This window comes from Castellaniella defragrans (genome assembly GCF_014203015.1).
GTDB classification, from domain to species: Bacteria; Pseudomonadota; Gammaproteobacteria; order Burkholderiales; family Burkholderiaceae_B; genus Castellaniella; species Castellaniella defragrans.
Genome location: NZ_JACHIB010000027.1, coordinates 1 through 19,215 on the forward strand (window position 1 = coordinate 1; position 19,215 = coordinate 19,215).

At 58.4% G+C, this 19,215-nt stretch carries 12 protein-coding genes, 1 other RNA gene and 1 pseudogene; 9 read left to right on the forward strand and 5 right to left on the reverse strand.

Annotation, left to right across the window (positions count from 1 at the left end):
* Window positions 1-235 precede the first annotated feature (235 nt).
* Window positions 236-1,954: an FG-GAP-like repeat-containing protein gene (locus HNR28_RS17435; protein ID WP_170288453.1), complete on the forward strand. Its 1,719-nt coding sequence runs from the start codon at window positions 236-238 to the stop codon at window positions 1,952-1,954.
* Window positions 1,955-2,479: 525 nt separating this feature from the next.
* Here HNR28_RS17435 and HNR28_RS17440 read toward each other — a convergent pair.
* Entirely contained in the window at window positions 2,480-2,779 is a 300-nt protein-coding gene (locus HNR28_RS17440) for a hypothetical protein (protein ID WP_151024475.1), read from the reverse strand.
* Between the two features lie 185 nt (window positions 2,780-2,964).
* On the opposite strand from HNR28_RS17440, the gene HNR28_RS17445 reads away from it, so the two are divergent.
* Genes HNR28_RS17445 through HNR28_RS17460 form a run of 4 tightly spaced genes read left to right on the forward strand, consistent with a single transcriptional unit; the run spans window position 2,965 to window position 8,168 of the window.
* The gene (locus HNR28_RS17445; RefSeq protein ID WP_151024476.1) at window positions 2,965-3,306 is read left to right on the forward strand and encodes an HVO_A0114 family putative DNA-binding protein; all 342 of its coding nucleotides are present in this window, start codon (window positions 2,965-2,967) and stop codon (window positions 3,304-3,306) included.
* Between the two features lie 43 nt (window positions 3,307-3,349).
* Entirely contained in the window at window positions 3,350-4,567 is a 1,218-nt protein-coding gene (locus tag HNR28_RS17450) for a nuclease-related domain-containing protein (protein WP_211369296.1), read from the forward strand.
* The gene (locus HNR28_RS17455; RefSeq protein ID WP_151024477.1) at window positions 4,564-6,618 is read left to right on the forward strand and encodes a DEAD/DEAH box helicase; all 2,055 of its coding nucleotides are present in this window, start codon (window positions 4,564-4,566) and stop codon (window positions 6,616-6,618) included. Before HNR28_RS17450 ends, HNR28_RS17455 begins: the two co-directional genes overlap by 4 nt.
* A complete protein-coding gene (locus tag HNR28_RS17460; RefSeq protein WP_151024478.1) occupies window positions 6,615-8,168 on the forward strand; it encodes a Fic family protein in 1,554 nt (517 codons plus the stop codon). The genes HNR28_RS17455 and HNR28_RS17460 overlap by 4 nt, the downstream gene beginning before the upstream one ends.
* A gap of 271 nt (window positions 8,169-8,439) precedes the next feature.
* Here HNR28_RS17460 and HNR28_RS17465 read toward each other — a convergent pair.
* From HNR28_RS17465 to ssrA, 3 genes and pseudogenes are all read right to left on the reverse strand, one after another.
* A pseudogene (locus tag HNR28_RS17465) lies at window positions 8,440-8,610 on the reverse strand (Arm DNA-binding domain-containing protein); the annotation flags it as partial.
* Window positions 8,611-9,157: 547 nt separating this feature from the next.
* The gene (locus HNR28_RS17470; protein WP_151024479.1) at window positions 9,158-13,657 is read right to left on the reverse strand and encodes a tetratricopeptide repeat protein; all 4,500 of its coding nucleotides are present in this window, start codon (window positions 13,655-13,657) and stop codon (window positions 9,158-9,160) included.
* 765 nt (window positions 13,658-14,422) lie between these two features.
* Window positions 14,423-14,787: a transfer-messenger RNA gene (gene ssrA, locus HNR28_RS17475) on the reverse strand.
* A gap of 113 nt (window positions 14,788-14,900) precedes the next feature.
* Between ssrA and HNR28_RS17480 the strand changes: the two genes are divergently transcribed.
* The 3 genes from HNR28_RS17480 (at window position 14,901) to HNR28_RS17490 (ending at window position 17,148) form a co-directional block, all read left to right on the forward strand.
* Entirely contained in the window at window positions 14,901-15,767 is an 867-nt protein-coding gene (locus HNR28_RS17480; RefSeq protein WP_151024480.1) for a M90 family metallopeptidase, read from the forward strand.
* 176 nt (window positions 15,768-15,943) lie between these two features.
* Window positions 15,944-16,615, forward strand: a complete 672-nt coding sequence (locus HNR28_RS17485; RefSeq protein ID WP_151024481.1) for a dienelactone hydrolase family protein — start codon at window positions 15,944-15,946, stop codon at window positions 16,613-16,615.
* A 197-nt stretch (window positions 16,616-16,812) separates the two neighbouring features.
* Window positions 16,813-17,148: a hypothetical protein gene (locus HNR28_RS17490; protein ID WP_151024482.1), complete on the forward strand. Its 336-nt coding sequence runs from the start codon at window positions 16,813-16,815 to the stop codon at window positions 17,146-17,148.
* 175 nt (window positions 17,149-17,323) lie between these two features.
* Here HNR28_RS17490 and HNR28_RS17495 read toward each other — a convergent pair whose 3' ends face one another.
* On the reverse strand, window positions 17,324-18,187 hold the full coding sequence (locus HNR28_RS17495) for a pirin family protein (protein WP_151024483.1): 864 nt from the start codon (window positions 18,185-18,187) through the stop codon (window positions 17,324-17,326).
* A gap of 94 nt (window positions 18,188-18,281) precedes the next feature.
* Here HNR28_RS17495 and HNR28_RS17500 point away from each other — a divergent pair, with 94 nt between their 5' ends.
* A complete protein-coding gene (locus tag HNR28_RS17500; protein WP_052355636.1) occupies window positions 18,282-19,190 on the forward strand; it encodes a LysR family transcriptional regulator in 909 nt (302 codons plus the stop codon).
* The last annotated feature ends 25 nt before the right edge of the window (window positions 19,191-19,215 follow it).

The following is a 19,215-nucleotide window of genomic DNA, read 5'->3' on the forward strand; positions in this document are numbered from 1 at the left end:
GGTCTGGCTTAACCCAGAAAAGCTGCATCAGGAATCACCTGAAACCATAAGACGTGCCGCATGATTTACCGGACATCTTCGTTGACAAACACCGCCCCTCTCGCCTCCCATAACAAAAAGCAGCTACCAACTTAGATTGACACAATAAACCCTTCGAGTCACATAAAGGCGCAGGGATATGTTGCGGATTGCCGATAAACCAACGCCAATCAAAACCCAGCACACAGGAGACCACGTGAGTCTGTTTTCCAAATACGCGGATATTCCCACGAAAAGATTTCCTGGCACACATGTCGATCAGATCAAGACTGGCGACTTCAACAATGACGGCTTTCTTGATTTCGTTGCCACGAGAATTGATGACGCAAGTCTTGGATCGATCCCGGCCCAGCTTCAAGTGTACCTTGGAGATGGTCATGGAGGATTTGTTGACAGCACCGACACCCTGTTCGCCACCGGCACCCCGTGGGTAAATTATGTTCCTCGGATGATTGTGGCCGACTTCAATAGCGATGGCGTGGACGACATATTTGCCATAGATAACGGCATCGACCGCGAGCCTTTTACAGGTGGGCAAAACAAGCTCTTTCTATCATCGAATGGTACATTGGTCGACGCCACACACAACCTACCGCAGGGGCTAAGGAATAATCACGGCGCATCGGTTGGAGACGTCAATAACGATGGCTCTTTAGACATACTCGTCAATGCGCTCATGTTCGACGGGAATGATCTACAGATAAATAATGGCCATGGGTTATTTCAATCCGCTCATTCGCTCATGCCAGATTTAACCATACCCAACCCATGGGGTGATGGGCGCATTGTCCAGACAAACACAAGCTCTGGCCTGATTGACGTCAACAACGACGGCTGGGTAGATATGATCCTGGGTGGCTGGGATAATTCCAATGGGGGAAAAACAGAGCTTTACCTAAATAACGGCACCGGCAGTTTTGCCAATTCCACCCCTATCCTTTTACCACCGTCCAGCATTCCCAATGAAATTGTTCTGGACATCCAGGCAATCGATCTGAATGGCGATGCGCTACCGGACTTGGCGCTGTCGATCACCAACGGGGGGAATTCCAGCGACTTCTATCACACCCCCTATATGCAATTATTAGTGAATCAGGGAGGCGGACATTTCGTTAATGAAACGGCAGCACGATATGCGCAAAGCACAAGCATGCAATCTTCGACAGCATGGTATAAATCAATAGAGGTCGTTGACTTCAACCGCGACGGTTACGCCGACATCTTGCTGGACGATCCCAACATGGGATCCGCCATTTTACTCAACGACGGGAATGGTTATTTTGAAAAATCCTTCCATCTGCCCGAAGGATTGGAACCAGGTCAGCCTGTATATTCAACAGCAACGGCTGAAGATTTCAATGGCGATGGCATGCCCGATTTAGTCATCAGCGTTAATGGTGGATATGGCGGATTTCAAGTTTATCTGAATCAGATGCCTGGCCCCACTGGATTAGGGGTGATTGAAGGAGGATATGATTATTCGGCAATTTACCGGTTTTTCAATAAAGCTACCGGGACGCACTTCTACTCTGGCGACAAACAGGAGGTTGAATCCGTTCTGCTGAATCTCCCCGGTTTCTCCTTTGAAGGCAGCGCTTTCAAAAAAGCCGCTTCTGACGAAAGCCTGGTGGATGTGATGCGCTTCTTCAACACCAAGACCGGGGGACATTTATATACGACAGACATCACCGAAGCAGAACACATAAAAAACACGATGCCTGATTTCAATTACGAAGGCATCGCATACCAGGCCCACAGCCAGCAGGTTACCGGCAGTACGGCATTGTATCGATTTTTCAATACAGCGACCAACACGCATTTCTATACCGCGGATCCGATGGAAATGGAGACGGTAAAGATTGATTTGGCAGGCACGATGCTTTTCGAGGGAGTTGCGTTCTACGTTGACATCTGATCAATACCAAAAGTATGTGCCGCCCGTCCGCAGGGGCGGCACATGCGGTATGTTCTTTAGAAGACTACTTCAGAAAAACCGCCGGACGCCGAATAATTTTTCATACGGATTTGTGCGCATGGGGCACCTGTGTGGCCTTTGACGTGTATTCTCCGGCGAACTGAGCTAGCGAATTCCGCTTCTGTTCGTCAAGATGATCCACCTGTCCTAATCCATCCTCCCATCGCCTCTCATAGTGCTCTCTGTGCACGTTGCCGCTGCAGTAATCGCCTCAGCCTTGGGTCGTCTTGTTGGCCGAATGCTCTCTGAGCTGCCGTGCAATATGCACATCTCTTCGATTTCTGTATGGATAGAAGATCATCAAATGCAGGTGCAGGTGCAGGTGCAAACCAGCAGTATCGCCTGTCAGGCGAGTACGGGACGTGCACCCGCTAGCGGTGCGCCGTGCCGGGCGCACATGAAAAATGTCCGCTGTCAATTTTTTCGCAACTCGAATGCGCGTAAAAACTTCAACAACACAAAGAGTTAGGTTGATACCCGACGTTTGAGTGTCGTTAGGTTGATACCCGACGTTTGAGTGTCGATGGCGGCTGACGGGTTGAGGACCACATGGGCGCAATGCAAAGGCAAGCGTGGGAGTGCTACGCGGTGCGCAATGACAATATGGCTTTTCGCGGGTGAAGTGGAAGCGGGTGATCGAACAACGGCGGCGCGAACTGGCGTAGCGCCTGCTGCCGCCATATCGACTCCATCGCCTGGCTGCTGGTCGTCATGGTAAATCGGTGCCAGCAAATTCTCCGCCAGGGCCATGTTGGTGGCATCCATGTGCCGTTTCAGCCCCAGTAGTGCCAAGCCCGTTCGATTTCATCATGGGGAAGCCAGGCGCAGCGCCACATGCGGGTGCTGCAATCACTCTTGCAGAAACAGCCTCCTTCGGCGCACAACCTTGTTCTGCCTATATCCCAGCCTGATAAACTGGTGTTCATCTTGCATTCGCCTGATCATCTGTGATGAAACGCTGCGTCGTTGGCATCCGCCACCCCGAGGAGCGGAGCCGTCCGGCCACTGGCCGAGGCCAGCCTTCGATCTGGTTCCCGTCGATGTCAACGATGGCGGCGGTGCTGTCCGAGGACAACCGGGCGCTGCTGCGCCTGATCCGCGACCCGCGGACCAAGTCGCTGACGGAACTCGCGGCGCTCTCTGGGCGGTGCGTGCCCAACCTGTCGCGCTCGCTGCGGATGATGGAGGGCTACGGCTTGGTCAAGCTCAAGCGCGACGGTCACGGCGTGGAGCCGGTGGCGCTGGCAACGGAGTTTCTGGTCGTGCTGAACGACCCAAAGGATAAATCGTGAACTTGATACATCCGGTGGTCAGCTTGAAAGGGCATGGTGGCCAATGACAATCCTCGTCTACGGAGAAAAGGCCAGCCGAACCCAGGAAAACCAGATGCTTCAAGCCTTCCTGGAACGGTTGGAACCGCGATGGGGAACCAGTGCTGATTGGATCGTCGTCTTCGCCAATTCCTTATGGAACGGTGCCGAGATCGACCTTGTCTGCATTCTTCCTTCCGCCATCCTCGTCGCCGACTTCAAGAGCCACCGAGGCCGACTGACCGGCACCGAGAACGGTCCATGGCAAGCCAACGGCGTTTTAGTCAAGGGAGGGCGTAAAGAAAACCCCTACCAGCAACTGCGCGATAACAAGTTCTCCATCCTGAACTGGCTGGAATCCAAGTCGCTGCTCACTGGCCGCAATCTTGGACACATCTCGGCAGGGGTCGTGTTTGGCGGCAGCGTCGAAGACCACTTGGAACTGTCGGCCAAAGTTCGCTCGTGGTTCTATCCGACAGACTTGGACAACTGCACAGCGCTGCTGACTCGACTCGCCTCTCCGGAATTGCAGATCGACCGGAAGGAAGCACTGGAAATCATTCTTGATGTCGTTGAAACGAAGGCGGCGAGCTATCTTGGCCTATTGATTCCGCATCCCCCCAAGGAGCCGCGTCCAGGTTGGACACCGAAGCCTTTGCCCCGATTCGCCATCAAGGATGCAGCAGGAAGGGCCTGGAGCTTGGTCGGCCCGGGGATAAAAAGGCTCAAGTTCGAGGTTGGAGCGCCGGTGACGGTCGTGATTGGGCGACAGAACGGCGAAGGCAGGGAAACCATCGTCCATGTCTCTGCCAGGCCCGAAGGAAAGTATTGGGATTGCCTGGAGCCAGGGGCGGGAGTAGTCGTGCGCGAAACCTCACATGAAAAGCCGTTGAAGATTTTCATTGCAGACACTGGCGATGAATTGGGTATTGAAAACCCTGCCAAGTCCCTTCGTGTTGGCGATGGTGTCCGAATCGGCATAGCCCGTAATCCCAAGAACAATCGGCTGGATGCGTTCAACATGGAACTTGGGGAGCTGCCCGACAGGGATATGAAATTTATCCAGGGGCAGCTTCGGCGCAATCCCAAGGGATTCGGCTTCGTGGATGATGCTTTCGTGCCCCCGTATATCGTTGAATCTGTTGCTCCCGATGTGGTAGATGTATCTGGTCTGGCGGTGTTTGGAAAACACCCAGTCAAGGGTGGGCGCAGCTGGCGAGTCATCAGGTTGGATGCAGTATGAGCACGTCCAGCCAAGCGCACGCAGAAACTTCCAAGCTCTATGGCGATGAAGTCGCCTCGCTTCGAGCCGAGAACGCCCGCTTGACAGCACTGCTGGATGCTCACGGCATCGCATGGCGGTTGCCGATACCGACGGCACCGGTGCTCACTGAACCATCACGCCTCACCACCAACGAAAAGATCACATTGTTCCGCAAGTTGTTTCGCGGTCGCACGGATGTTTACCCGATTGTGCACGCGTGGGTTTTCTTCGCCAGCGCGGTGTCGGCGCGCGACGCCCGGCGTCTGGGTACGGCCATCATCAACCACACCTGTACCCGCACCCGGCAATTGAAGCTGACCTCCTACGACCGCCTGTTTCCCAACCAGGACACGATGCCCAAGGGCGGTTTCGGCAACCTGATCGCCTTGCCCTTGCAGAAGAAACCGCGCGAGTACGGGTTCAGCGTGTTCGTGGATGCCGATCTTCAACCGCATCCCGATCAGTGGGGATTTCTTGCATCCATCGCACCGATGCCAGCCCACGACATCGAGCCGACCATCCTGCGGGCAACCGGTGGCGTGCATCCACTGGACGTGACCTTCATCGACGACGAGGATTTGGCCACGCCGTGGAAGCTGCCCAGTGCGCCTACCGGGCGGCTGGCAGGCGATATGCCTTCTGCCTTGACCGTGACACTGGCCAATCAGGTCTATTTCGAGAAGGCGCAACTGCCGCAGGCGCTGGCAAACCGCCTGATCCGGCTGGCGGCCTGCCAGAACCCGGAGTTCTACCGGGCACAGGCGATGCGGATGTCGGTGTGGAACAAGCCCCGCGTCATCGGTTGCGCGGAGAATTATCCGCAGCACGTCGCCCTGCCGCGGGGCTGCTTCGATGCCGCTTCCGCACTGTTGGCGGACAACGGCATTCGCCTCGACTTGCGTGACGAACGCCATGCCGGAGAACCCATTGCGGTCGATTTCCTGGGCACCTTGCGCCCGGATCAGGAAGCCGCCGTAGCGGCGATGCTGCGGCACGATGCCGGTGTGCTGTGCGCGCCGACGGCCTTCGGCAAGACGGTGACGGCGGCAGACATCATCGCCCGGCGCGGCGTGAGCACCTTGATACTGGTGCATCGGACCGAACTGCTCAAGCAGTGGCAGGAGCGGCTTGCCACATTCCTCGGCGCGAGCAAAGGCGTGGTTGGCGTCATCGGTGGCGGCAAGGCCAAACCCACCGGCAAGATCGACATCGCCGTGATGCAGTCTCTTTCACGTCAAGGCGAAGTCGATCTGCTGGTCGAGAACTACGGCCACGTCATCGTGGACGAATGCCACCACATCGGCGCGGCATCCTTTGATGCCATCCTGCGGCGCACGAAGGCGAAATATGTGCTCGGCCTGACGGCAACGCCGATCCGCCGCGACGGGCAACAACCCATCATCTTCATGCAGTGCGGGCCGATCCGACACAAGGCGGCGCAACCTGCCGAAGCGCCACACGATCTGGCGGTGACACCGCATGTCATCGAATCGCCGATTTCACTACCACCGGATGCGGGCATTCAAGATGTATTCCGGCATCTGGCACGAGACCCAGCCCGCACCACCGCCATTGCCCACGCGGTCATCGATACCTTCCAGCAAGGCCGCAAGGTGCTGGCGTTGACCGAGCGCACCGAACACATCGATGCCATTCGCGCAGCATTGGCCGACGAAATTCCTGTCCTCTTCGTGTTGCATGGGCGGATGTCGAAGAAGCAACGCGCCACGCTGATCGCCGCGCTCGAGGCCCTGCCGCCCGATGCACCGCGCGTGCTGCTGGCAACCGGCAAACTGGTCGGAGAAGGCTTCGATCATCCTCCGCTGGACACGCTGGTGCTGGCGATGCCCGTGTCGTGGAAAGGCACGCTCCAGCAGTACGCCGGCCGCCTGCACCGGGAGCACGCCAGCAAGACCGAGGTACGCGTGATCGACTTTGTGGACACGGGGCATCCGGTCCTGCTGCGGATGTGGGACAAGCGTCAGCGCGGCTACCGCGCCATGGGCTATCGCATCGAGGGAAGGCAATGACGATCACGAACAATAAGCTCCCCATCAACCTCACCGACCTGCTGCGCCAGCGCACGGTCGAGGGCGAGCGCATCGAGTACAAGGCCGGGTGGAACCCGGACGCGATCATCCGCACGCTGTGCGCCTTCGCCAACGACTTCGAGAACCTGGGCGGTGGCTACGTGGTGATCGGGCAGGACTGCGACGCCAACGGCCAGCCCATCTTCCCGCCGGTCGGCTTGCCCGACAGCCAACTCGACAAGATCCAGCGCGAACTGCTGGCGCACTGCCAGTTGATCCAGCCGCCGTATTTTCCGGTGCTGAGCCTTGAAATCGTCGATGGCCGCAACCTGATCGTGCTGCAAGCGCCGGGCGGGCAGACGCGGCCCTACAAGGCGCCGGAAGCGGTCACCGCAAACAAGAAAACGTGGCGTTACTACATCCGCCGCTACAGCAGCACGGTCGAGGCCAAGGGCGACACCGAGCAGGAATTGTTGAGCTTGGCGGCCAAGGTGCCGTTCGACGACCGCTTCAATCAGTTCGCGCGTGTCGATGATCTCTCCAAACCCTTGATGCAAGAGTTCTTACAGGAAGTTGGCAGCGCGCTGGCGGCGGATGCGCCGGGGCTTTCAACCGAGGCGCTGGGTCGGCAGATGAACGTGGCGGGTGGCCCGACAGAATCGCCGTGGCCCAAGAACGTGGGGTTGCTGTTCTTCAACGAAACGCCGGAGCGATTCTTCCCCGGCGTGCAGATCGACGTGGTCTGGTTTCCCGAAGGCGCGGGCGGCGACCGCTTCGACGAGAAGATTTTCAAAGGGCCGCTGGCACGGATGACGCGCGAGGCGCTAGGCTACATCCAGCGCAACTACCTGCACGAAACCGTCATCAAGCATCCCGACCGGGCCGAAGCCACGCGGCTCTGGAACTTCCCCTACGCCGCCATCGAGGAGGCTGTGGTCAATGCGGTCTACCACCGTTCCTACGAGGAGCGCGAACCCATCGAGGTGCGCATCAGCCACGAGGAACTGACGGTCGTCAGCTACCCCGGCCCTGATCGGTCGATCCGCATGGAAGACCTGAAGGCAGGGCGCGCCGTCAGCCGCCGCTACCGCAACCGGCGCATCGGTGAGTTCTTCAAGGAACTGGAGATGACCGAAGGACGCTCTACCGGCATTCCGAAAATCCTCAAGGAAATGGCCGCCAACGGCTCGCCCGCGCCGTTGTTCGAGACGGACGACGACAGGCTGGCGTTTGTGATCCGGCTGCCGAGGCATCCTTTGTCCCTCGTCCCGTCTCCCGAAGTCACCCCCGAAGTCACCCCCGAAGTCACCCCCGAAGTCGGTCGTCTCCTTGCGGTACTGCATGGCGAGATGAGCCGCGAGCAAATCATGACACTGCTTGGCCTGAAAGACGAAAAGCACTTCCGCGGCCGATACCAGCAAGCAGCCATTGCTGCTGGCTTGATCGAAATGACGCTGCCCGACAAACCCCGCAGCAGCAAGCAACGCTACCGATTGACGGCGATCGGACGGCAATGGCTGGAAGCGCATTCCGGCATGGATTCGGCCTGAACACCGTCTTGGTACACGGCACCAGCCAGTTCATGGTCCGGATTCTTCAATCAAGCGCCTGTGTGTCTGGGGTGGGCATCCCTCGGTTCGCAGCACTGCATTTCCAGCGCACTGCCAGCCCTGCGATAGGCGGAGTTGGGAAACTCCGGACATTCGATGCCTTGCTGCTCTGGCGCAGGAGAGCATGCTGCGACGTGGGTGGCACGCGGCCAAGCCGGTCGTCATGCCGCTTCGCGCATCTCGACGGCACGGTGCCATAGCCGAGTGCAGTTCGGCGTACCTCGGCCATCCATTTCTGCGCCAGGGCGCGGGCCTGCTCGACAGTGAGTTCGCCGTACAGGCCCAGGGCGGGTTTGCAGCGCTCGCCCGCGTTCGTGCGGTACTGGAGCATGAACATCTTGCGGCCCGCTGGTGTAACCTTGCACATAAAACCCGGTACGACGCCCAAGAGCCTCATAGGGGCCAACAAAGCGGGAAGCACGTGAGGTTCCGGAATGCACCGGCATGCTGAACTCGCCTAAGTGATTGATAAACCTTCTGTATCTCGCTTCGGCGCAGTCCAGCGCATAGCCGGGCTGGAGTCATCGTGAAATGAAAAAACCCGCCACCCGGCTTGTGTGGCGTTAAGCATAAAGTGGCACGAAATAAAGCATAAGTTGGCACCGTTTACTGGCGCTCCGCCCATCCTTGGGGGCACAGAATAAAGCATAAGCTGGCACTTCGTGAAAAAATAAAGCAAAAGATGGCACTCTTTATAACCCATTGAATAGCATAGCTATTTTTTGGCCATTTTCAGAGTACAAACTACTCTCATTACCGACACCACAGCATCTCCAGCGGCCTCTTCGACTTGAAGTACCAACGCAGGCCGGTTCTTCAAGGGATGGATTTCTTGTGCCACGCAACAGCAAGCAGGGGGAAACTCCTTGGCAGCACGAACTACCCTCGTTGCTGAAACACGCATCCAGCACCTCAGCAGAGCAGTATCCTTACGCCTTCGCTTGTGAAACGTCACTCAGCTCTGCTGTCTGGGATTTATCTAAAACCAACACCGGCTGCTGACCACACATCAAGACGTCCAATCTTGGAAAATCATCACCGCCGGGCTGCTCAGCCAGTTCAAATGCTTGCCGCAACCCAGCTAAGGCATATCCACGCTTTCTAAGAATATCTTGCTTAATGTATTCGACTGCGCCTGGATAATAGTATGCATCTGGGTCCGGCTGCAGCAACCCTTGAACAAAGGAGTCGAGTACCCTAGCAAGGCTTGACGGACTGTCTTTATGTCGAGCAAGCCCTATCGTTAAATGCTTGAGAATCTCGACAAATACATTTAAACGAGACCCCGAAGTAGCCAAAAGCTCCATGAACTCTATGCAGACGTCATAAGCACTTCTAAAATCAGCTTGTGGACTGGACAATGATTTCTTGAGCTGTCGAAGACCAAAATTTACCCAATCTTTCCCCTGTCTTGCCATAAACATCAAGTCATCTGCCCGCAGAGAAATGAAATCGTGGTTAGCATAGAACATCTTCAAGACTGCTGCGGAGTAGGCTGACGCAGTCAATGCGTCCATAGAGAATGCGTGAACAAGTGTCGCCTGAGGCCAAACCCCAGAAATAGATGCAAAAGATGCAAAACGTCGGAATCGCCCATCCACGGTAAAAAGGCAGGCATTCTTTTCTTCTGCCAACAAAAGTATTGAGTGCTCTTCGTCCGTTAATACGGACTGCAATTTATTAACGATTTCATTTTCTTGCTCAAGACCGTATGCAGGGGCCACCTCGCAGTACCGCTCGATAGCAGCTGCAATAGCTTCCAATTGTTGAAGATTAGAATGAAGACTCTCCTCTGTAGCCTCTATAAATCCTAATTTTCCATCCCGCTCAAATAGGGTGCCTCGTTCTCCGCTCTCCGTACGAAGCTTTTCCAATTCCGCTTGAATAATGTCATTCGAGACTGATGAGACCCAAATTTTGGGTAGACTACCCAGCACAGCAATACAATCAAAATTGACGAGAAGCGTTAAAGTAGCAGCGTCGACAACATACGCCTGCTCTGGATTCCTCAAAATCTCCGCCGCCATTTGGCGTTCTTCAATCGTTCCCGTCGACACAAACAAGGGGGGAAGCTCTGGCCCCCAACTCCGAATGGTGTCGACAGGGCTTTTTCTCATCAACCGCGAGAAAACACCCAGAGTAAGTTGATGCGCCTTATAAAGTTCAAAGGTCTTCTGCGCATGCGCGTTGCCATGCTGAAGTTGAGCAAGAATTGGACTTAAATCCAGGCTCCCATCCTGTCGCGTTTCCATGGAGATTGAGACCATATTTGCAGTCGGCGAAAGTGATTCTGTTGCCAAATCCCTAGCGAGAACCATCAACCACAGATATGCCGAACTGATGGATACTACCTCAGCCTCTATCTGAGTACCCAAGGGTCCGGGGAGTGTTAACTGCGTGCCTACGGTGGTTCCGAGCAACAAGCGAGCATATTCTGAGCTAGAGGGAAGAAACCCTGAATCCTCGGACAACCCTTCAATCTCGGCTGGGTCAATTGTGACTCTCCAAGTTCGTCCTGACTTATCCTTCAACTCGACAGAGGTCCCTGGCACAACAGTCGCTAGGCTCTCTTCCATATGAGGCAGCCCTGCATTCAACAAACACATAGAAAAGTAGGCAGACGCAGACTCCACGTTATTCAGATGCATACGATGAAGTCGATACATTCTCTGCATACCATTCCTATGCAAGCCATATCGAATTTCCTGCACTGACAATTGAGCAAGCTGCTCTATCGAGCCTTTCAATTCTACAGGTAGAGTCTCTAAAAAGTCGTGTACCTCAACGGCTGGCTTCACTCGCACAAGAACATATAGATTCAATATCCAGCTAGACGCTTGCTCGGGACTGCGCTCAAGCTCTGCCTTTGCCACTCCTTCCAAGAACAGCCAATCGCCCGCCGTTTGACCAAGCTCAACGGCGAGGAACCGCGCCTCATCATTCTTCAGCCACCCTGCAGGGAATCCTTCAATGAGGCCTTTCGCCTTACGTCGGCTACCCGTTTTCACATAACAACGCAGTAACCTAACATGCCAATCACTAAATTGGTTCCTAGGCAAAGCCTTTTCATAGTATCTGAGGGCGTCCTTATAGCGCCGCACGTCATACAACAAGTCAGCCACCAACACATGCTCAGCCTTTCCCTTTTGGCTCGCAAGTTGCTCAACCCTACTTAGAACTGATTCAGCCGCTGCCTTCTCATTTTCTTCATACAAAATACGCACCGCTATTGCCAGCAGATATAGGTCAGTCTCCTTTTCTAGTTCACAGCCCAAGACTTCCTCTTTGGCTTGTGCCTGCTTATCAGAATTTACAAGTGCAAGCCATCGCAAAGCGGTCAACATTGTCAGCAACTTTGGGTCCGCCGCACGAGCTCTTTCTATGATGCGTTCAACCATCTCAATACGCCCACTGTTGGCAGCGTTCTGAGCAATGCTAATTAAGTTAGCATCATCCAGCTTTTCGACGTATTGCGAAGCCTTTTCCCAATATTCCTGCTTACGCCCAAGATGGCTTAGCGCCTCCAACTCAACTCTAAGTAGATTAGGACAGCTTAAGTTATATGCATTCGCATCATGCACTAGCCGCAGCGCACCCTCCGCTCGATTTAGCATCAGGAACCCATACCCGAGATACGCAGCCGTATCTGCCACGACCGAGGGGCTTTGGACTGACCATAAATGTTCTGCCAAAGGCTCAAAAGCTTCTAGCACCTTCCTCAGCCGCTCGGCAGTGTCATCATCAAGAATGCGGTGAGTTAAAGAACCACCACTATTTATGATGCCCTCAATCATTATCGTCAGTGCAGTGTTGCGGGTATAGAAGCCAACAGATTTAGAATCTAGTGCTCTAATCGCCAGCTCGATACCTGCCTTCTGCTCTCCTCTCTGCTTAGCAGCCCACGCAAGCATCTGCAACACATCCGCCTCATCTCGATGAATAGCGGGAATAAGGGACGGGTCAATTGGAACATTCTGAATAATCTTTGCATGAAGCATAGATAACAAAATGGGGAGCGATTCCGGAAATCGTTCTAGAGCTGCGCTTGCTTCCTCAATCGCGCCACCTGCATTACCTTGAAGAGCCAGCCCTCTGATTCTAGCTGAGACAATTTTCTCATCATTCCCATCAAACTCGCCAGCTTTTAGGAAATCTGCAGCTGCCTGCTCTGCATCTCCCAAATGCCAATGACAAATACCTCTCTGGTGATACCACCGGGCTTTTTGGGCGTTATCGAACGGCTGCAAATCCTTTCCAACGATTGAAATATCATCAAGCGCTGTTTGGTACTGACAGTTCTTTAATTTCCCAGAGATAGAGTCTAGTTGTCGGGCAATCAGTTTATTAGCGGAAGAATCTCGAGCAATCGGCAGTTCCATCCCTTCAAATTGGAACAGGAAATTAGCGCGATTTCCTGCCAGAGCCGCATCTGCTGCAGGACGAACATAGCCAGGAGGGCTTGATATGGGAGACGATGTCCCAGAGATGAGTCCTACTGGCTGGACTCCGGCAGAAAGGTACGAAATCCCACTCTCCCTGTGATTTTCTAGCACAGGAACCCATTCGGGCGGCAGATGCGAACAAACATTATCCAAACCTACCGAAGCAGCAAAAGAGTTAAATTTCAGACACTTATCGACTAGGAAGGCCCACACAAAACCTGGCTCTCTAGCAAGCTCTTTACCCAAAGCCCAGGTGATTGAATCCATAATCGTCGCATACTCATCTGACGCCTCATCATCTATGCTATGCGAGACGAAAAACAAATGCCTCCAGAACACATATTGCTCGTCTTGGGACGGTGGTTCTGCTGCGAACCCCGCAATGATTGTGCCTACAGCTTCCAGTGCCTGTCGATTCGGCCCTGAACTGAAATCAGCTTCAGTAGCCTTCTTCCAGAACTCACAAGCGTCATCTGACGTACGCGCAAGACTGGATAACGCCCGGGCCCCTCCCACTTTTGGAGAGAGTCTTTCGTCATAAACCAACACGATGCGGTCGCGCTTTCGTGCGAACTTGCCAGAATCTTGAAAATCGAGCCACGCTGCCGTGATGGCTTCCTTAAACTTCTTGTCAGAAGCAAGGGCTGCCAGCGAGCGCTTAATTTGCATGAGTGCTTTGGACGTTTGACCAACGGAGTCGACAGTCTCGCAGACCAAGTCATCCGTTTGGTATCCATGTATTTTCGCTTGGAATTGAAGATGAGTAACACGACCATTTGTACATAATGGCGTATGCGAACCCGAAAGCATCGCCCACAAATATTTCGCCTGAACCTTGGCTTCGTAATGCACACCAGCACCGCCTGTTGACGCTGGATTTGACTGTTTTTTGTATGGGGAGCGTTGTGCCAACGCATTAGAAGCGCTGCCACTCTTGCTTTGTTTTTTCCCTGCCATCCTAGTCCGAACGCCTTCTTCAGTTCTCATTTCCTTCCGGCCTGCTCGACCTTCCAAGAGAAAGACGGCAACCGAGTTATGCACACCCTGCGCTGCTCAAAGGGACGGTCGTCGGCTTGCCCTTGAAGGGACCTGACAGCATCTGCATGCTCTATTGGCGCACTGAGGATATGGTAACCGCAGATGACAAGACGCAGCATCCTGTCGCCGGCGGCAACTTACTCAGACCGAGTTAAGAGAGCGCATCCACTTTGCCATATGCAATTACAGCTATACTGTACATAATCACAGCATGAGGTGTCTATGGCTACTTTTCTGGATGATGTCTCCCTTCTGGTCGACTTGAAAGGCCCCTCTGACCTCATAAGCAGACCCGCCTACCGCTCCCCGCTCGACGCTACAGACTCAAAGCTTGCTGAAGTGCTCGCACCCTACGACTTCGCTGAACCATACCCGTGCGGGCTAGCCTCCTACCGATAACTACATCAGCACGGCTTCCTGGTCGTCACAGTCGATGAAATAGAGACAAACGTTGGCAAGGACTGCAGCAGGAGGATTTTCGGGCAGGACTTTGCTATCAAGGCGAACATCCAAGCCGCCCGCACCAACACACACGCAAAAAAAGGGGTGCTTCTTTCGGGAAGCACCCCTTTTGCATGAAACCCAACTCTGATTTCCTACCACACTTTTGCGATAAAGCATAATGTGGCACTTCGTGAAATAAAGCATAAGGTGGCAATAGTGCCAACTTATGCTTAACTCCACAGCTTGACCGGATGGCGGGTTTGAAATAGCTGGTGGAGCCGGGGGGAATTGAACCCCCGTCCGCAAGCCCTCCGCAAGTAGCTCTACATACTTAGTCGGCCTATTTTGAGTTTTAACCTCGGATCATGCCGGACGACAGGCCCTTCCTCGGCGATTCGCACTGATTTAAGACCCGACCCAGCGACCTGGTCGAGCCCGATTCCCTGTGAATGACGCTGCTGTGGGTTTGACCCCACCCGACCCAGGGACAAGTCGGTGCAGCGGCTCACCGCTTAAGCGGCCAGAGCGAAACGCTCGTCGTTGGCGTTTGTAGTTTTCCAGTGGATTTACGAGCGTACTGGTGCTCGGTATGCACTATCCTGTTTTGCGACCCACGTCGAAGCCAAATCGGCCCCAGGACTCCTTATTGTACAGGCATTTTTCGGATAATGAAATTACAATCGGGGGCCATGAGGACGTTCCGCCACACTGCCCCCGCCCTGCCGGCCCCATCATCCAGGACCCCGCCATGCTGCGCTGGCTGATGGGGCGCGACGCCCGCGAACGCGAACTGGAGCAGGCCCTGGCGTCCCTGAACGCGCGCGTCTGGCCGCCGCTGCTGGCGCGGCATGGCTTCCTGCGCGGCCTGAACGAGCAGGAAACCGAGACCCTGCGCCGCCACACGGCCTGGCTCCTGGCGAACAAGGCCTTCCACGGCGCCCACGGCCTGCGGGTGACGCCGGACATGCGCCGTTCGATCGCGGTCCAGGCCGCCCTGCCGATCCTCGGGCTGGACACCTCGCTGTACCGGGGCTGGACGCAGATCGTGGTCTATCCGGGCGGCTTCCTGGTGTCGCGCGCGGAAACCGACGAGGCCGGCGTGGTCCACGAGTACGTGCAGGAAACCTCCGGCGAATCCTGGGAGGGCGGCCCGGTGATCCTCTCCTGGGAAGACGCGCGCGCCGGGACGCAGGCGCAGGCGAACGTGGTGATCCACGAATTCGCCCACAAGCTCGACCAGCGCGACGGGGGCGCGGACGGCATGCCGGGGCTGCGCGCGCACCGGGACCTGGACCCGCGCCGCTGGCGCGAGGTGCTGGAGCGCACCTTCGACGATTTCAACGACTGGGTGGACGAGATCGAAGCCCTCATCCCGCCCGACGTGAATCCGGAATCCGACGAGGCCGCCGGCTGGTACGCGGAACTGCCGCTGGACCCTTACGCGGCGCAGGATCCGGCGGAATTCTTCGCGGTCAGCTCGGAAAGTTTCTTCATCGAGCCCTGGGCCATGGCGGCGGCCTGGCCGGACTGGTATGCGCTGCTGGTGCGGTATTATCGGCAGGATCCCCTGCGGCGTCTGGAAGACGCCGGCGTGCCGCGCCCCGTCCGTCCCTGATACGGCCGCCGCAACCCGCCCGGCACCATCCGGACGACCGGCCCGCACGCCGAGGCGGCCCGGCCCGATCCAGCCGCGCCCGCCCGGACGCCGGGCCGACGGGCGGATAAGGACGGCAGGTCCGGGACGTCAGGGCCCGGACGGCAGAACCCACCTCCACCGAAAGGAACCCGAACATGGACATCACGCTCACGGCCGCCGACGGCCACTCGTTCGCCGCCTACCTGTGCGGCCCGGAAGACGCCCGCACGGGCGTCGTCGTGCTGCCGGAAATCTTCGGCATCAACGGACACATCCGCCAGATGGCGGACCGTTTCGCGGCCCAGGGCTACCGGGCGATCTGCCCGTCCCTGTTCGACCGGGCGCCGGGCGCCGGCACCGGCCTGCAGCTGGACTACGACGATGCCGGCCGGGACCGCGGCATGGCCCTGCGCCGGACGATCCGCGACGAGGACGCCCTGCTGGACATCGAGGCGGCCGCCGCCGCGCTGAACGGCCAGGCGGCGCGCCTGGTGACGGGCTATTGCTGGGGCGGCTACCTGTCCTGGCGCACCGCCTGCCTGAGCGACACCTTCGCCGCCGCTTCCTGCTGGTACGGCGGCGGCATCGCGCGCCACGCCCACGACACGCCCCGCATCCCGGTGCAGATGCACTTCGGCGGCAAGGACGGCTCGATCCCGGCCTCGGACGTGGAGACGATCCGGGCGGCGCAGCCCGGCCTGTCGATCCACGTCTATCCGGAAGCCGGCCATGCCTTCGGGCGCGAAGGCACGAAGGCCCACCATCCGGCCTCGGCGGCGCTGGCCTGGGAACGGACGCTGGCGTTTTTCGCCCAGTACGCGGCGTGAGCCGGGCCACGGCGGCCGCGCCGCGATGCGCCGCCTGCGGGCCGGGCATCCGACGCGCAACAAACGTGTGGAGTTGTTCCAGCGCGGCCGCAAAAGCCGGACGCCGGTAGCTTTTTGAAGCGACTGTGCGCCGGGCCTCCACATTCCGGCCGCCCCGGCGCGCCACAATGAGGCAACTCGATCCGCAGGACAATCACATGAAGAAAGGCATCGTTGCGGCGGCCCTGCTCGCCGGCGCGCTGATGGCGGGACCGGCCGCCCATGCAGGCGACGTGGACGTCGGCATCTCCATCGGCATCCCCGGCTTCATCTGGGGCGGCCCGGCCTACTATCCGCCGCCTCCGCCGCCGCGCTACTACCATCACCGGCCGCGCGTGGTCGTGGTGCCCCAGCCCGTGTACGTGCCCGGCCCCGGCTACCGCCAGGGCTGGGTGGACCGCGGCCACTACGACCGCCACGCGCAGCAGTACCGGTACCGCAAGGAAAACTGGAAGCGCGACCGCGGCCATCGCGGCCGCGGCTGGGACGACTGAATCCGGGAGCTGAATCCCGCGGGCCTGAATCCGGGGGCTGAATCCCAGCCCCGGCTTCCGGACCCGAGCCGCGAGCCCGAGTCCCGGGCCCGAGTCCGCGCCTGAGCCCCGGGCCTGAGTCCGAGCCCGAGCCCGAGTCCCGGCCCCGAACCCGAAGCCGACCCCCAGGCGCGGACTACTGCGCCAGCACGCCGTCCCGATAGTCGCTCAGGGCCTGCTCGATTTCCTCGGCGGTGTTCATGACGAAGGGGCCGTACTGGGCGATGGGCTCGTTCAGCGGCTTGCCGGCCAGCAGCAGCACGCGCACGCCCTCGTCCGAGCCGGGCGCGGCCGCGACGTGCAGGGTCTCGCCCCGGTCGTCGTACCAGACGGTATGGCCGGCTTCGACCGCGCGGTCGCCCGCCGCCAGCCGGCCCTCGAACACATACAGCAGCGCCTGGTGGGTCGCCGGGACGGGAATGTCCACGAACTGTCCGGGCATGACGCGGATGTCGGCGATCAGCGGCTGGGTCGCGGGATGCCCCTCGCCCGGCCCCTGCAAGGGGCAGGTGGCCCAGGGAATCGTGCCGGCGATCAGCTTGATGAAGCCGCCTTCGGGCAGCCCGGCCGTGGCGATGGACTCGGCCGGGATGTCGCGGTAGTGGGCGGGCCGCATCTTGTCGGCCGCGGGCAGGTTCAGCCAGATCTGGAAGCCGCGCAGCAGGCCGTTTTCCTGCTGCGGCATTTCCTCGTGGATGATGCCGCGCCCGGCGGTCATCCACTGCACGCCGCCGGCTTTCAGGTCGCCTTCGTTGCCCAGGTGATCGCGGTGGCGCATGTGGCCGTCGACGATGTAGGTCACGGTCTCGAAGCCGCGATGCGGATGGGGCGGAAAGCCGGCGATGTAGTCGTCCGGGTCGTCGGAGGAAAAGGCGTCCAGCATCAGGAAGGGGTCCATGCGGCATTGCCGCTGCTGCCCCAGCGCGCGCAGCAGGCGCACGCCGGCGCCGTCCTGGGTGGGCTGGGCGGGGAGAATCCGGGTGATGGCTCGATGGGACATGAATCGGCTCCAATGAAGGGATGCCGTCATTATGGGATCGTATAATTAGATCAACAACCGTATAATCCAGCGTGTTTTTATCTATAAATTAGATATGAACGAGATCATCCCGCTCGCCTGGTGGCAGGCCCTGCTGGCCGTGGTGGACCAGGGCGGCTATGCGCAGGCGGCCGAATTCCTCGGCAAGAGCCAGTCCGCCGTCAGCTATTCCATCCAGCGGCTCGAAGACCAGCTGGGCCTGCGGGTGTTCCGCACGGAAGGCCGGCGCGCCGTGCCCACCCCCGCCGGACAGGTCCTCCTGCAGCGCGCCCGCCTGCTGGTGGACCATGCCCGCAGTCTGGAATCGTCGGCGCGGGAGCTGGCCGCCGGCCGCGAATCGCTGCTGCGCCTGGCGGTGGATGCGCTGTTTCCCGAATGGCTGCTGCTGCGGGCCTTGGCCGCATTCAGTGCGGACTGCGGCTCGACCCGGATCGAGGTGCTGGAAACCGTCCTCAGCGGCACCGACGAAGCCCTGGTGCGCCGCGAGGCCGACCTGGCCGTCACGCCCCGCATCCCGCAGGGCTTCAGCGGCGAGCCGCTGCTGCGGGTCCGCTTCGTGGCGGCCGCCGCGCCCGATCATCCGCTGCACGCCCTGGGCAGGCCGGTGGCATGGGCCGACCTGCGCCGGCACCGGCAGCTGGTGGTGCGGGATTCGGGGACGCGGCGCCAGGACGCCGGCTGGCTGGACGCCGAGCAGCGCTGGACCTTCAGCCATCTGTCCGGCTCCATCCGCGCCGCCTGCGCCGGCCTGGGCTTCGCCTGGTATCCCGAACTGCGCATCCGCGACGAGCTGGCCGACGGCCGGCTGCGGCCTCTGCCGCTGGCCGAGGGACGCCACCGCTACGCCACGCTGTACCGGGTGTTCGCACGGCCGGAATTCCCCGGCCCCGCCTGCCGCGAGCTGGCCGACATCCTGGAACGCCTGACCCGGGAACAGGCCGGAGACGCGGCGATCCCGGAATGAAGACCCCGGACCGGGAATCCCGGCC